Here is a 14,842-nt window from a genome sequence, read left to right as displayed (position 1 = left end):
GCGAGGGCGGGACGGGAGGGGGCGCGCTGGCCCGTGGGCGCCGCTGCGCCGGTCAGAACCGGGGACGGGCGGCTCGGGCAGCGGACCTCCCGGTGACAGCCTTCCCCGTCGCGGGCTTCGGCGGCTGCTTTGACGGCTGCGTCGACGGCTGCGTCGGCAGCGGTGTCGGCAGCCGGCTCGCCGGGGGCGGCTCCTGCCCGCCGGCCGGGCCGCCGTCCGACTCCCGTCGGGTCTGCGGGATCGGTCCGGCCAGGCCGCCGGCCTGCTTGGCCGGCCTGCTCGACCCGCGGGTGCCCGGGGCGCCGACGGTCGCGAGCGGGGTGCGCAGGGCGGCGAGGGCGAGGGCGCTGGCCGCGGCGGAGGCGGTGAGGATGGCGGTGGCTGCTCCTTCGACCGCGGCCGGGTCGGGGAGGGCGAGGCGGGCGAGGAGCAGGCTGACGGTGTAGCCGATGGCGGCGAGCAGGCCGAGGGGGACGAGGTGGCGCCAGCGGACGCCGTCGGGCAGCCGCGCGAGGTGGAGGCGCACGGCGAGCCACGCCCCGGCGGGGACGCCGAGGAGCTTGCCGGCGATGAGCCCGATGGCCACCCCTCGGCTGATCGGGTCGGTGACGACGTGCAGCAGGGCCGAGGGGGCGAGGGACACCCCCGTGGAGGACAGTGCGAACGCGGGGAGGACCACGGCCGCGCAGAGCGGGCTGAGGTGCCGTTCGAGCCGGATGGCCGGCGCCTCGGGTTCGCCGGGGTCGGGTCGGGCCCGCACCAGCAGGCCGAGGGCGACGCCGGCGACGGTGGCGTGGAGGCCGGCGGCGTGCACGCTGACCCAGGTGGCCACGGCGAGTGGGACGTGCAGCAGTGGTGAGCCCCAGCGCCGGCGGTGGGCGAGGGCGGTGGCGGTGAGCAGGGCGGCGGCGGCGGCCAGCCAGCCGGGGTTGATGCCGTTGCTGAAGCCGACGGCGATGAGCAGGATGCCGCCGAGGTCGTCGGCGACGGCGAGGCCGAGCAGCACGGTGCGCAGCCCCGCCGGGGCCCGGTCGCCGGCCAGGGACAGCACCCCGAGGGCGAAGGCGATGTCGGTGGCCACGGGGATGGCCCAGGCGCGTCCGGCGCCAGGGGTGTGGTGGGTGAGGGCCAGGCAGATCAGGGCGGGGGCGAGCATGCCGCCGGCCGCGGCGGCGACGGGCAGTGCCGCGCTGGCGCGGTCGGCCAGGGCGCCGACGGTCAGTTCGCGGCGTAGTTCCAGGCCGACGGTGAAGAAGAAGACGGCGAGCAGGGCGTCGGCGACCCAGTCGGTGACGTGCAGGTCGGCCAGGTGCAGCCAGGCCGGGCCGAGACCGGCCGGCGTGGACCACACCGCGTGGTAGGCGCCGGGTGCGACGTTCGCCCAGACCAGGGCGGCCACCGTCGCACCGACGAGGAGCAGCCCGCCGGTGGTCTGCGCCCGCAGGAACCCGGCGAACCGGTCGCGATCTGCCCCTCGAGTGCCGCCGTGCAGTCGTCGCGGCCACCGGGCCGGATCTTTTTTCTGGCCTGGGACAATTGCCTGCTTCTGTGCAGTTCGGCGGCGGACTGGGCCCGGTTCAGGGGGCGGTTGCGACACGTGACTGCTCCTCCGTCGCGGCCGCCGCGCGACGGCACCTGCGGATCGGCGGCGGATTTCCGGCCGCCTGGTAGATCGTAACGAGGAATGCCTTCTGCTGTGGTGTCGATGGCGATGACGCCACGTCCGGACCCGTTGTCGAGGGCATTTCCGGGGGTCGTGGCAAGTCCGGGCGTACAGCCAGGCGACGGGCCATCGGCTCCGCCGACATTCCGCCGGTGACCTGCCTCGGCCCGGGATTTGCCGGGAAATGGGCTGCCAATACGGCGGGAACCGGCGATGTTCTATTCCGTGCACGCTTACGCGCCCGTGCCGGCACGCACCACTTTCGGCGGAAAACGGGTGCCGGGGCGACGGGTGGCGGCGAATGTCTGCCCGGCAGGGCACCCGGCGAGAACCCGGCGAGAACCCGGCGGTGGTCGACCGCCGCGATGCGAACGTGACGGCGGTGCGCGGTATCGTCGCCGGCCCGGCTGGCGAGACGCCGTCGTGGGCGCCGTCAGCCGCCGCCCCCGGCCGAAGCGCGCCCGCCGCCACCCTCGTCGTCGTCCGCGGCGTCCCGGGGCGCGGGAGGCGTGGTGGTGATCGGCCCCCCGGCGGCCGTGACCGCCGGGCCGATCGTCGCCGCGGTACGGCGGCGGGTCGGGCCGCCGGCGAGCCGGGCGAGGTAGGCGTTGTACGCGTCGAGTTCCGCGTCGACGTCGCCGGCGGCGGCGATCCGGCGCTCACGGGCCCGGGTGCGCCGGTCGTCCATCCGCGACCACTGGATGACCAGCACGATGAGCACGGCGAACGTCGGCAGCTCCCCGAACGCCCAGACGATGGCGCCGGCAGTGTGCTGGTCGCTGAGCGCGCTCACCCCCCACGGCCGCACCAGCCGGCCGTACCAGCCGGCCGCGAGCAGCGACGACTCACTCATGATCGCTATTCCGAGGAAGGTGTGGAACGGAACGGCGCTGAGCAGCATGATGATCCGCCCCGGATGCGGCAGCCGCCGCGGCAACGGGTCGACCCCGATGAGCAGCTCGAAGAACAACACGCCGACCGCGAGGAAGTGCACGTTCATGTACAGATGGCCGAGATGGTTGTGCATCAGCGTGGTCAGCAGCGACGTCAGGTACAGCGCGTAGAGGCTGCCGATGAAGTTCGCCGTCACCCACGCCGGATGGGTCAGCACCCGCACCGGCCAGGAGTGCAGCAGCGCCACCAGCCACTCCCGCGGCCCGCTGGGGTGCGGGGCCCGTGCGGGGTGCATCGCCCGCAGCGCCAGGGTCACCGGCGCGCCGAGGACGAGGGGGATCGGGGCGAGCATGCTCAGCAGCATGTGCTGGGTCATGTGCACGCTGAGCAGGACGGGCCCGTAGCGCCCGAGCCCGCTGGAGGTGGCGAAGACGACGACGGCCAGACCGGACAGCCAGGCGATGGTGCGCCCCACCGGCCAACGGACGCCCCGGGCGCGCAGCCGCAGCAGCCCGGCGAGGTACAGCCCGGCGGCGATCACCGAGGCGCTGAGGAACACCCAGTCGATCCGCCAGTCGGCGGCCAGCCGGACGGCCGTCACCGGCGGCGGCATCGGGTAGCCGAGCAGCGCCCGGGTCGGGTCGGCGGGGACGAGGGCGTCGTCCACCGGCGGCGCCGTGCGGGACAGCCCCACGGCCAGCCCCAACGTCGCCGTCAGCACGGTCAGTTCCACGCCCGCCAGGCGGATGAACCGACCGACCGTCCCTGCTGTGGTCCCGGCCTCTGCCGTGGCCCCAGCCCCCGCCGCCGTCCCGGCCGCCGTCGTGGTCTGCGGGGTGGCCGTGGCGAGCCGGGCGACGACGTGGCGGCGCAGCAGACCGCCCAGCACGACCGCGGCGATCAGGCCCACCGCCTTGAGCGTGACGAGCAGGCCGTAGCGGGTCTCCCACAGCGGCGCGAATCCGCCGAGCCGCAGCGCGGCCCCGCCGATCCCGCTGACCGCGGTCACGGCCGCCGCGCCGGCCGCGAACCGGCTGTGCCGCCGCAGCGCCGGCCCGAAGGAACCGGCGGGCAGCCGCACGGCGGACAGCAGTCCCAGCAGCCCACCCACCCACGCCGACGCGGCGAGGATGTGCACGGCGAGCGCCACCACCGCGATCGCGTGGTCACCAGACGTGGCGGCGTGCCCGGCGAGGACGGGCGGCAGCAGCCCGATGGCGGCGAGGGCGAGCAGCACGCCGGCCGCGGTCGTCGTCGTCACCGTGCGGCCCACGATCGCCACCACGGCGGCGAGCGCGGCGACGGTGAGCAGGGCGCGGCCCTGCTCGGTCGAGGCGACGAACGAGCGCAGCGCGTGCAGGTCGAACACGTCCCCGGCCGGCTGCGCGGAGACGTCGGACAGGGTGAACACCAGCTCCGCCAGCGTGGCGATCAGCCATACCACCGCGGCGTCGGCCGCGTACCGCCCGCAGCGGCGCGCGGTCGACGTCAACGGCCGCTGGCGGGACCCGGCCGCGCGTTCCGGCAGGGCGTCACCCGCGCGAGCCGTCGCCGCAGCCCCTGTGCGCGTCGCCGCGTCGCCGGCCCGCGTTGCCGTCGCGTCCGCGCTGGACGGCTCGCGGTCGCGGCGCACGGGGACGCGCCGGGCTGGAAGCAGGACCGCGGCGGCAAGCAGCCAGCCGAGCGTGGCGACCGAGGCGATCCGGCCCACCAGCCGGGCGAACGGCAACGCCCAGTAGGTGCCCTCACCCGACGAGGGCAGCCCGGGCAGCCGGAGCGGACCCGGGCCGAAACCGACGACGAGAGCCAGCACGGCACAGCCGGCCAGCACCGCGACGGGCAGCGCGCGGGCGACGGCACCCGCGGGCCGGGTGGCCCCCGGCGTCGGCGCCTGCGCCGGGAAGGCGTCCCCCGGCGGGCGGACCTCCGCGGCGACGGGGTCGTCGGTCGAGGTGGGCGGGCCCGCCGAGGCGGAAATGTCCATGGTCAGCGCGCTCCGGGTTGACGACGGCGCAGGATCAGGAAGACGAGCAGGCCGCCGACGATGATGACGACAACGGCGGCGATCACCACGAAGATGGCCCCGCCGACACCCCCGCCGTCCCCATCGTGCGCGCCGGTGGCGGGCGCGGTCGAGGCGGATCCGCCGGGGACCGCCGCGGTCCCCGCGCCAGGCGCGGTCGTGGCGGGCGCCGCGGTGGCCGCGCCGAGGCCGGGGGCCGCGGCGCCGCTTCCGGCCGGCGACGCGGAACCGGCGCCGCCGCCCTGCGGGCCCGCCCGCCCGGCGACGGTGAACGTGAACGTCCCCCCGACGGGATGGCCGTCCTCGGAGACGGCCTGGTAGGAGACCGTATAGCGCCCGCCGGCCAGCGCGGTGAGCGGCTGGCGGACGGCGGCGCCCTCGACCACGGTGGCGCCGCCGGTCACGCTCGTGCCGTCGGCGCTGGTCACGGCGACGTGGGTGTAGCGGGACGAGACGGACTCGTTGAAGGTCAACATGATCTCACTCGGCGCGGCGGGCAGCACGCTGTCCGCGGCCGGTGTGGTGGCCACGAGCCGGGAGTGCGCCGCGGCGGGTGCTGCCAGGGCCAGCAGCAGCGCGGGCAGGATCGCGGCGACGACGCCGACCGCGGCGGCGAGCCTGCTCCGTCGGGCGCCGCCGCGACGCGCGGAAGCCGTCTGCACCTGTCGTCGCACCGGCCAGATTCTACGCGCGGTAGAACGTACATCGTGGGCACTGCCGGGCGGAACTCGCGCACCAGCAGGGGCAACGTGTCCCCGTTGCAGGTTCTCGTCCCGCTTTGGCGCCAGTTCCTGGCACCAACTCGGTGCCACGGGAGATGCGGATCGCGAAGTGCCACCACCTCACCGGCTGCGTGGACTGGTGCGCAGGCGGACGGTGAGGAGGGTGAGGTCGTCGGTGTCCACCGCGCCGTTGGCGCGCTGCGCGGCGAGATGGTCGCGCAGGTCGTCGCGCGGGCTGCGGATGATCCGATGTAGCCCGGCGAGGTCGTGGAGGGCCAGAGTAAGCAGCCAGCGGGCGACGGCATCCGTGGCGAGCAGCAGGGTGTCACCCGCGGCCACCGGGCCCGAGGCCCGTTCCACCACGGCGGCGTCCATGCTGGCCGCGAGCAGGTCGGGCTGGCCCGGCACCAGTCGCGGGGTGTCGGAGAACTGTTCCGGGGCGTCCAGTGGGAAGGCCGTGAGCACACCGGCGGCGGTTACCTGCAGCAGGCAGGAGTCACCGATGGCAATGGCCTTCCAGCGTGCGCGGCCCTGATCGTCGAACAGGAGCTGCAGCCCGAGGAACGTGGCGTAGGCGCTGGTCACCGCGCCGGGACCCTCGTCGAGCCAGCTGGGCCCGACCGCCGGGGGAAGGGTGGCCGCGTGCTGCCTGGCCACGGCGAGGAACCATTCCCGCAGGTCGGCATCGCTGGCCTGCGCCGGGGGCGGCTGGCGGACGTAGGCGCGGACCAGCGCCTGCGCCCACAGGTGCACGTCGCGTCCGGCCGAGGCGCCGTCGGCGACGGCGAACCGGCCGTGGCGTTCGCTCGCGGCCGCGCCGTCCTCGATCGGGTCGATCTCGTTCTTCGGCAGCCGCAGGATCCGCGCACTGCACCGAGGCGGCGCCTGCGGGCGCGCGGGGTCCCGCCGGCTGGTGGTCACCGCCGGTCGTCGGTCAGGCTGGTGCCGACCCGCAGTGCCAGCACGAGGTCGTCGGGGGCCGCGTTCGCCACGAAACCGCGGGACCCGGCGGAAAGACTGACGTTGGTGGTGGACTCCGCCCGTGTGCGCATCTCCGGCGGGATCTCGCTGGAGGTGTCGAACAGCAGGCGAAGGAAGTCGTCGCCCGCGGGCAGCTCCGCGGGGCTGGCCGGGAAACGCACCGAGGCTGACAGTCCGTCGGAGAGGCTGACGTTGAACAGCAGCAGGTCCCCGTCCCGGGTGCGCAGCGAGCGCAGCCGGTCGGCCCAGGTGCGCACCTCGTCGCCGTCCCCGTCGGTCGCCATCCCGTCGGTGATGTTGATGATGATCGGCGGGTGGGACCGCTGGTGCCCCGAGGCCCAGCCGCTGGCCAGCCGACCGGCCTGGTTGAGAGCCAGGCACATCGGTGTGTGACCGGACGCGAAGGGTTCCACCCAGACGGGCTTGGAACGTCCGTCCCGTTCCTCGTGCCGCAGCACCGAGGAGAACAGCTCCGGGATCGACACCAGCCACTGTCCGGTCAGCGGACCGCCCAGCAGCGAGCGCACCTCCTGCCCGCAGTAGCCGAGCACGGCCAGGTCGTAGTAGGCCCGCGGTGTCGGCTCGGTGTGGACCTTCCGGCATCGCCGCATGATCATCGCGATGGTGTCGTTGACGATGTCGGCCAGCAGCTCGGCCCGCGACACGTTGGGGCGACCGCCGACCGGCAGGTTCATCGAGTCGGACTGGTCCAACAGGAAGATCACGCAACCCGGGGTGGTGCGGTCGATCGACTGGGAATAGGGCACGGACCGGCTCCTAGCGGTGGGACAGGGGTCGTGGAGGGGCGGGGGTCGTGGAGGGGCGGGGCGGTCCTCACGAGAGCAGTGCCCGCAGTAGTCCGGTGCGGTACACGACGAAGACGACACCGAAGACGGCGAGGAACACGGCGACGTAGACGAGCGCGCGCGCCGGGCCCGACCGGGCCGCGCCATCACCCTCGTTCGCGTCGCTGTGCTCGGCCAGCCCGGCGCCGACGTCCGCCTCGCCGGGCCAGGACCAGGTGGCGTCGGGATCCGGCGGGGCCGCCGCGGGCTCGTCCCACCAGCGGTTGACGTCGTCGTGCCCGGCGGGGCGGAGGAACGATGCCGGCCGCAGGAGCCCCTCCGACCGGGTCCGGCGATACCCGTCCAGCAGGCCGGCCAGGTCCCGGCCGGAGTCGGCCGGGCCGTGACAGAGCTCCCGCAGCAGCGCCACGAGCCGACGGACGTCCTGGCCGGGACTGCTGTTCAGCCGGTCCCACAGCGGGGTCTGGTCCGGATGCGCGAGATCGTCGTCGGTGAACACTAAGTTCTCGCCGTTGTGGTAAAGCCCCCAGAGGTCCGGCTCGACGGCCAGCGCGCGTAGGGAAAGGTAGATGACCAGGGCGGAGAACGTGTCGACGGTACGGCCCCAGTCGCCGCGCCGCCGCCGGGGATGCTGGTAGTGCCGATGACCGGTCTCGTCCGGCGGCAGGTGGGCGACGGCCGGCAGCCAGACGCCGTCCAGGTCGACTGCCTTCAGCTGCCCGTCCCCGGTGACGAAGATGTTGTTCTGCTGCAGGTCGCCGTGCGCCACGTCGGCCGCCCCGAGCGCGGCGACGAACTCGGCCCAGTTCCAGGCCAGGCCGCGCAGCCCGGCCGGGTCCTTCTCGAGCACGTGTTCCACCTCGCCGGCCAGTGACCGGCCCTCCACCCGCTCCATGACGATCACCGGCCACCAGGTGCCGTCGATCTCGACGCCCTGGTCGATCCACTCCGCCTCGGCGAGCGCGGCGGCCAGGGACGGATGGGCGGCCCGCCGGGCAGCGAGCTTCTCGTAGCGACGGGTCGCACCGGCGCCCAGGTCCCGGGTCGGGCAGCGCAGCGCCACGCCCTGCGGGCCGCGACGGCCGAAGAAGACGACCGCCGACGCGCCGAGCGCGTGCAGCAGCGGCCCGGACCCGTCGCCGCCGGCATCGGCCCGGCCCGGCCCGGCAGGGCCCTCCCGGTCGAAGGTGACGCCGGTCAGGCGCGGATGCCAGTACGAGCCGCGTGTGACCGCCGCCTCGAACCGTCCGTCATCCGGCCAGATACGCACACCACTCACCATTGTCTGCGGCGGACAGCGGACAGCGAACAGCGGGCAGCGGCGACGCCCGAATGCGCGCCGACCCTGGAAGCAACGTCGTCGGAAAACCCGGCCTCGTGGCGGCCGGCGGCCGGAGCTGCCCGTATAACACATATTCACCCGGGCCGTTCCCGCGCTACCGGGCCAGCGCGGGAACGGCCAACACCATTGCTGCCCGACTATAGCCGGGCGCCGGCGAGAACGTCCACCGTTCGAACGCTGATGAATCCTGGGTGCGGCCGCCAAGGTCATCGAGACGGGCAACCCGCTACCGACGTTTGTCCGCTCGCAATCAGCTGCTCGGTGGCCGGCGCGGGCGTCCGTCCGGGCTGTGGTGCCGTTCAACAGGAAAGATATGGCGCCGCCAGGTCGGGGTGCCGCCCGTGGAGATGGGTGTGGCTATGATGATGGCGTCGGCGGCAGAATCGACTTGCGGGGAGATCAGGATCGATGGCTCGGGTTGTCTCCACTGACACGGCGCGCGACGCGATCGGGCGTATGCAGCAGATCATCAACTCCGGGCTCAGTCAGGAGATCCAGAACCTGGAACGCGAAGGTCAGCTGCTGAGTGACCCGAACAACTGGGACGGCGGCCTCGCCGTCCAGTTCCGGGCCGACATCTGGCCTCAGACCAAGACGGCGCTGGACAACGCGGTCACCCAGCTTGGCGCGCTGCAGCAGAAGGTCAGTCAGATCAACACGGACATCATGAATGCGGGCGGCAACTGAGCGACGTGCCGACGGCCGCCCGCCCCGCCGCGAGGCAACGAGCCGGTGCCGGTGGCGCCCTGCGCGGCAGGCGTTCCTGGGAGATGCGGCCGCCGAAGGCCGCCGGCCCGGGGTGCGGTTCCTAGTCGTAGACCGGGAGGCTGCCCGTCGCGGTGAAGGCGGGCGGCTGCGGCACGGCGAACGGCCCGGGCTCGGGTCCGTAGTCGTCGTCGGAACCGAACACCGCGTCCTCGATGCGATGGAAGAAGCCCCTGTGCTGCTTTTTCTCGGTGACGTGGTCGGCGTATCGGACTTTGGCCTCCTCCGCCATCGCCTGGCTCCACAGGGCGGCCAGGGTGCGGGCGTCGTCCCGCATCGCGGTACTGAGATGTGTGTCACTGCCCTGTTCGGCGGTCACACTACTGCGGAACTCCGTGACATAACGGCCCTGCCAATGGCGCAGGGCCGTGGTCGCGGCGGTGTCCCGCTTTCCGCGGAAGGTGTCGACGCCGTCGGCCAGGCCCCACAGCCGTCTGGCCAGCTCAAGTGCGCCCGCAAAGTCGAAGACCACGTGCTGGCCGCCGTGAACACCCATCCTGGGCCTCCCCCGGGAATCAGCGGAACGTTCGGGGCATTGTAGGGCCCCCGGCAATGGGATGTGCCCGGACGACCGAGGAAGACTTTGTTCGGATCCGCGGAGTCCTCGGTCAGCGGATGGGGACTCGGCCCGCGAAGTTCGGGGAGAAAGGAAGACGATCGTGGCCACCAGCTCCGCGGACCCCGAGGACCTGGGCACCTACGTCACGGACGCCACCGCGGCCCGCACGACGCTGGCGACGGCGGCGACCGGTGTGCGGGCCTATTACGACGACGTGGTCACTCGGTTCGGGGCGCAGTACAGTCTTTCGCATCCGGATCTGTGGGCCAAATTAAGTTCACACCTGAGCAACGCCGAGGAGCGGGACCGTTTCGTCGGCACGGTGAAGGACGCGTTCGTCGCCGCGGACGGCGGCTCGCCGGGCGGCATGGTGACGGTGGCGGACAGTCAGATCGCGAGCGGACTGAGGGCCGCCGGGATCGGCGCGTTGCCGACGGTGACGCTGACGGTCGATGATCCTGTGCTGCTCGGCCGCCCGCCGGACAGCGGTTTCGCGGTCGACCCGGTGTGTACCGCGAACGGCAACTTCGTCGAGCAGGAACTCGACCTGCCGCTGCCGGGGCGGGCCGGTGTGGCGGGGTGGCGGCGGACGTACAACTCCCGCGGTCATGACCGGGTCGGGGCACACGGGCCAGGGTGGTGCTCCTGGGCGGATACCGCGCTGGAGCTGAGCGCGGAGCTGGTCGGGTGGCGTGGGCCGGACGGGGCGGAGTTGCTGGTCGAGCGGCCGAGTGCCGGGCGGCCGACGGCGATGCCGCGTCTGGGCGCGATGCTGCACGCCGACGGGTCGGGATTCCGGTTCGAACGCGGCCCGGCGGAGACCTGGTGGTACGACGAGGCGGGCCGGCCGGTGCGGGTCCGGACCGGCCCCTCTGAGATCACCCTGGAGTGGGCTGGAAGCCGGCTGGTGCAGCTGCGGCATCCCCGGTCGGACCGGTCGGTGCTGCTGGAGTGGAACCACACCGGCACGCTGATCACCACGGCGCGAGCCAGCGATGGCCGGGCCGTGTCCTACTGCTATGACGACGACGCGCAGTTGGTGGCCGTCGACGGCGGCCCGCACGGTCCACGCCGCTACCGCTGCCTTGGCGGGATGTTGGTGGCGATCGTGGACGCGGACGGGGTGACGCTCGCGCGCAACAGCTACGACGAGGCCGGCCGAGTGCTGACCCAGCTGGCCCCGGAGGGACGGCTGGTTCGGTTCGGCTACGGCGAGGGCTACCGCACGCTGGTGACCGACGCAGCGGCCGGTGCGATCAACGAGTATCGGCATGACGCGGCCGGCCGGCTGATCTGTGTCATCGACGACGCGGACCGGGTCTTTCACCGGGTGTTCGACGACGCGGGCCAGCTACGCGGCATCCAGGAACGCTCCGGTGCCCGCTGGGCGATGGACTACGACGACGCGGGGAACCTGACCTCCCGGACCGGTCCGTGCGGGATCAGACAGCAGTGGACCTGGGACGACCACGGCCGGATGACCTCGCACACCGACCCAGGTGGCCAGGTGACCCGGTGGCTCTACGCCGGCGGGGCCCGGACCCCGGTGGAGATCGTCGACGCGACCGGTGCGGTCACCAGGATCACAGTGTCGGATGACGATCTGCCGATCTGTGTGGCGGATCCGGACGGTGTCACGACCCGCTTCGCCTGGGATGGCGACGGTCAGCTCACCAGGGTGGCCGTTGCCGGCGCTGGGCGCACGAGGCTGCGATATGACGCGGCGGGCCGGCTCGTCGAGATGATCGGCCCGGACGGTGATCCCCGGCGGTGGGAGACCGACGACGCTGGCCGGGTCGTGCTGGAGCAGGCCCCGGGCGGGGCGAGGAGCCGGTTCCACCACACCGCCGCGGGGCGCCCGGACGGCTACGTCGACCCGGCGGGGGGTCGGTGGAGCTCGACCTACGGCACGCACGGACGGGTCGCCCAGGTCACCGACCCGTTGGGCTCGACGGTCGGCTTCTCCTATGACCTGTTCGGGAACACCAGCGGGATCGTCGCGCCGGACGGGCAGACGTTCGGTTTCGACCATGACGGCCTGGGCCGCCTCGTGGCAGCCCGCGATCCGGCGGGGGCGACCTTCAGCCGGGCCTACGACCCGGACGGGCGGCCGACCCTCGAAACCGACGGCGACGGGAACGCCTGGCAGATCACCTACGACGAGGCCGGCCGGCCGACGGAACGCACCGCCCCGGACGGGCGGACCTGGCACCGTGCCTACGACCCGGCCGGCTCGGTCATCGCGGAGACCGACCCGGCAGGTGCCACCACCCACTATGACCACGACCCACGCGGCCGGGTCGTCGCGGTCACCGACCCGGCGGGCGGACGCCGCGCGCTGACCTGGACACCGGGCGGCCGGCTCGCGTCGGTCACCTCGCCGCTCGGCCGCACGGTGACCTACGGCTACGACAGGGCCGGCCGGCTGGCCCAGACCCTGTCGGTGTCCGGAGCGCGGACCGTCTACCGGCACGACCCGGCGGGCCGGCTGACCGCGCTGGTCACCCCCGCCGGCCGGGAAACCCGCTGGGAACACGACCCGCAGGGCGCCGTCAGCGCGGTGATCCGCCCAGACGGGCGGCGGATGACGATCGAACGTGACCCGCTCGGGCTGCCGGTGACGGTCACCGACGCGGACGGTGCGGTTCGCCGCTACACCTACGACGCCCGAGGAGCACTGACCAGCGCCACCGATCCGCTCGGCGCCGTCACGTCCTACGAGTACGACGTCCGGGGCCGCCTGCGGGCCTGGACGGACCCGCTGGGCGGGCGGTACGAGCTGCGCTACGACCAGGTCGGACGGCAGATCGGGATGACGGACCCGCTGGGGCGGCCCACGACCGTCACCCGCGACCGTAACGGTGCCGTTGACACCCTCCGGTACGCGGACGGCACCGGGCTGCGGTGGTGGCGCGACCCCGGCGGACGGCTGATCGGACGGGGCCTGCCCGGCAGCGAGCAGCCACAGGTGCGGTATAGCTACGACCCGGCTGGTCGGCTCACCAGAGCTGACCCGGCCAGCCCGGCTCCCGATCGGCCGGAGCTGGGCGGCGCGGTCGCCTTGGAATACGACAAGCTGGGCCGCCTCGTTGCCCGCACGACCGCGGCGGGACGACTCGCCTGGGGCTACGACGCCGACGGCCAGGTTGTCTCCGTGGGCCGCGCTGGCTCGGCGCCACTACGCTACGACTACGACGCCGATGGTCACCTGCGGTCGGTCGAGCATCCCGCGCTCGGCCGCCGCCTCCTCGACCGCGACGCCGACGGCCGCCCAGTCATCCCCGGCCGCACCGTGCATCGCGACTCCGCCGGGCGAATTGTCCAGATCGACCACGACGACACCCGGCTGCGGTTCAGCTACGACCCGGCCGGCCGCCGGATCACGGCCGACGGACCAGCCGGCACCGTCCGCTACCACTGGGACCCGGCAGGCCGGCTCGCCGACATCCACCACAGCCCGACCGGCGAGACCAGCGCGCCTGGCCGCACGACGAGGCTCGCCGTGGACGCGCTCGGTGCCCCGCTTCAGATCAACGGTGTGCCCGTGCTCTGGGACCCGGTCACCTGGCCCGGGCAGGTTCACCAGCTCGGCACGGCGACCTACGCCCGCGCCGGATCGGCCATCGGTGTCATCGACGGCGAGCTTCCAGAGGGCCGACCAGGTCAGGCCGGGCAGAGCCGCTGGATCGACTCCGACTGGCAGGGCTCGCCCGGCAGCTACGACCCCTGGGGCCTGCCCATCCCGAGCAGCTCCAACAGCCCGACAGGCAGTCCGGACGAGCCGGTCACCGGGCTCGGCTACCACGGCGAACTCGCCGTCGACGGCCTGCTCTGGCAACGCGCACGCGTCCTCGACCCGGCGACCCGGTCGTTCCTGTCACCCGACCCACTCGACCACCTACCCGGCATGCCCGCAGCGGCAAATCCCTACCACTACGCCTGGAACGACCCGGTCGGCCTGCTCGACCCCACCGGACTACGCCCGCTGAGCGACGACGAATACAACACCTACCGGACCCAGGCCGCCAAAGGCATGTTCGACAAGGCCTGGGACAACATCGGACACGACCCCTGGGGGAGCCTCGCCGCCGCCGTCATCGGCGCCGGCGTCGGCCTGATGTTCGTCCCCGGCGGCCAGGTGATCGGCACCGGGATTCTTATCGGCGCCGGAACCTCCGCCGGCATCGGCCTTGTCACCGGCCACGTCAGCCCCCGATCGATCGCCGTCTCCGGCATGCTCGGCGGCGCGACCGGCGGCATCGGCGATGCCCTCGGCGGCGCCACCGCCGCGGGAGCCGACATCGTCGGCGCCGACGCCACCGCCGTGGAGGATGCAGGGGCGGCGTTCAAGACCGTCTTCCGGTTCCACGACGCGAGCGATCCGACCTCGCTGGTGTCCCGGCTGGAATCCGCGGCGCCGGATGTGCAGGCAAAGGTAATGTCGCAGCTGGAGTCCCCGGCTGAGGTGGCCAGACTTGCCGAAGCTCATATGCAGGGTTTCGTTGAGAACAGCCCCTTCGTCAGCGTGACCGACAGCCCGGAGGCCGCGGCGGCTACAACCGATTGGTGGCTGCAAGGGATCGTGAAGAATGCGCCTCATCTCAGCGAGTTCAGCGTTCCGGCCAGCCGGCTCGTCGCACCGTCGAACGCTCTGTCCATCTCCGAAGGGGAGTACCTCTTTCAAGGGGACGATCTAATCAAATATCTTGTGGAAACTCGCGCAAATCCGTTCAGAGGAGGGTGGCGAATGCTGTCTCCCAAGGAGTACCCGGATGTCCTCGTTACCGTCGCCCACCCCTGGGGAAACCTGGAGGTGCCTTTGGAAGCCTGGATACAGACTGGCCCGGGGCCGCGACCCTATGTCGGCATCGTCGCGGCGAGGCGATCATCGACCGGGTGCGAGGTGCCGCTGGCTGAGATCCCGCACGAGTACCACAACAGCCCGGAGACCCGCAGCCTTCAACGGCAAGGCCTACTTCCGTGCCCGTGGGGGCCGCCGCCCAAGTCAGAGCCCTAGCCCAGATCTTTCACGTATCGGTTGGGTGTGGTCGCCCGCCCGCGCCGATGGCGTCTCGGATGCGTAGGAG

9 protein-coding genes are annotated in these 14,842 nt (G+C 73.1%); 2 read left to right on the top strand and 7 right to left on the bottom strand.

Annotated elements, in window-relative coordinates; all coding sequences use genetic code 11:
* Nucleotides 1-52 precede the first annotated feature (52 nt).
* The 6 genes from nhaA to FF36_RS31410 form a co-directional block, all read right to left on the bottom strand.
* Nucleotides 53-1,399: a Na+/H+ antiporter NhaA gene (nhaA, locus tag FF36_RS06415; protein ID WP_236705824.1), complete on the bottom strand. Its 1,347-nt coding sequence runs from the start codon at nt 1,397-1,399 to the stop codon at nt 53-55.
* Nucleotides 1,400-2,096: 697 nt separating this feature from the next.
* A complete protein-coding gene (locus FF36_RS06410; protein ID WP_063897472.1) occupies nt 2,097-4,541 on the bottom strand; it encodes a bifunctional copper resistance protein CopD/cytochrome c oxidase assembly protein in 2,445 nt (814 codons plus the stop codon).
* 2 nt (nt 4,542-4,543) lie between these two features.
* A complete protein-coding gene (locus tag FF36_RS06405) occupies nt 4,544-5,242 on the bottom strand; it encodes a copper resistance CopC family protein (protein ID WP_044884055.1) in 699 nt (232 codons plus the stop codon).
* A gap of 180 nt (nt 5,243-5,422) precedes the next feature.
* Nucleotides 5,423-6,223, bottom strand: a complete 801-nt coding sequence (locus FF36_RS31415; protein ID WP_052680982.1) for a hypothetical protein — start codon at nt 6,221-6,223, stop codon at nt 5,423-5,425.
* On the bottom strand, nt 6,220-7,050 hold the full coding sequence (locus FF36_RS06395; RefSeq protein ID WP_044884054.1) for a vWA domain-containing protein: 831 nt from the start codon (nt 7,048-7,050) through the stop codon (nt 6,220-6,222). The genes FF36_RS31415 and FF36_RS06395 overlap by 4 nt, the downstream gene beginning before the upstream one ends.
* A 67-nt stretch (nt 7,051-7,117) precedes the next feature.
* Nucleotides 7,118-8,359: a hypothetical protein gene (locus tag FF36_RS31410; protein WP_052680981.1), complete on the bottom strand. Its 1,242-nt coding sequence runs from the start codon at nt 8,357-8,359 to the stop codon at nt 7,118-7,120.
* A gap of 480 nt (nt 8,360-8,839) precedes the next feature.
* On the opposite strand from FF36_RS31410, the gene FF36_RS06385 reads away from it, so the two are divergent.
* Complete coding sequence (locus tag FF36_RS06385; RefSeq protein WP_044884053.1) at nt 8,840-9,118, top strand: hypothetical protein; 279 nt, start codon at nt 8,840-8,842, stop codon at nt 9,116-9,118.
* Between the two features lie 121 nt (nt 9,119-9,239).
* On the opposite strand, the gene FF36_RS06380 is transcribed toward FF36_RS06385, so the two are convergent.
* The gene (locus FF36_RS06380) at nt 9,240-9,692 is read right to left on the bottom strand and encodes a hypothetical protein (RefSeq protein ID WP_044884052.1); all 453 of its coding nucleotides are present in this window, start codon (nt 9,690-9,692) and stop codon (nt 9,240-9,242) included.
* A gap of 163 nt (nt 9,693-9,855) precedes the next feature.
* Between FF36_RS06380 and FF36_RS06375 the strand changes: the two genes are divergently transcribed.
* The gene (locus FF36_RS06375) at nt 9,856-14,772 is read left to right on the top strand and encodes a DUF6531 domain-containing protein (protein WP_044884051.1); all 4,917 of its coding nucleotides are present in this window, start codon (nt 9,856-9,858) and stop codon (nt 14,770-14,772) included.
* The last annotated feature ends 70 nt before the right edge of the window (nt 14,773-14,842 follow it).

The sequence above is a fragment of the Frankia torreyi genome, assembly GCF_000948395.1.
Taxonomy (GTDB): Bacteria; Actinomycetota; Actinomycetes; order Frankiales; family Frankiaceae; genus Frankia; species Frankia torreyi.
This window is presented reverse-complemented; position numbering and strand designations above follow the sequence as displayed.

What these genes read in the sequence shown, in the direction of transcription:
- FF36_RS06410 (WP_063897472.1), bottom strand. Translation starts at nt 4,541, where the DNA reads ATGGACATTTCCGCCTCGGCGGGCCCGCCCACCTCGACCGACGACCCC.
- FF36_RS06385 (WP_044884053.1), top strand. Translation starts at nt 8,840, where the DNA reads ATGGCTCGGGTTGTCTCCACTGACACGGCGCGCGACGCGATCGGGCGT.
- FF36_RS06380 (WP_044884052.1), bottom strand. Translation starts at nt 9,692, where the DNA reads ATGGGTGTTCACGGCGGCCAGCACGTGGTCTTCGACTTTGCGGGCGCA.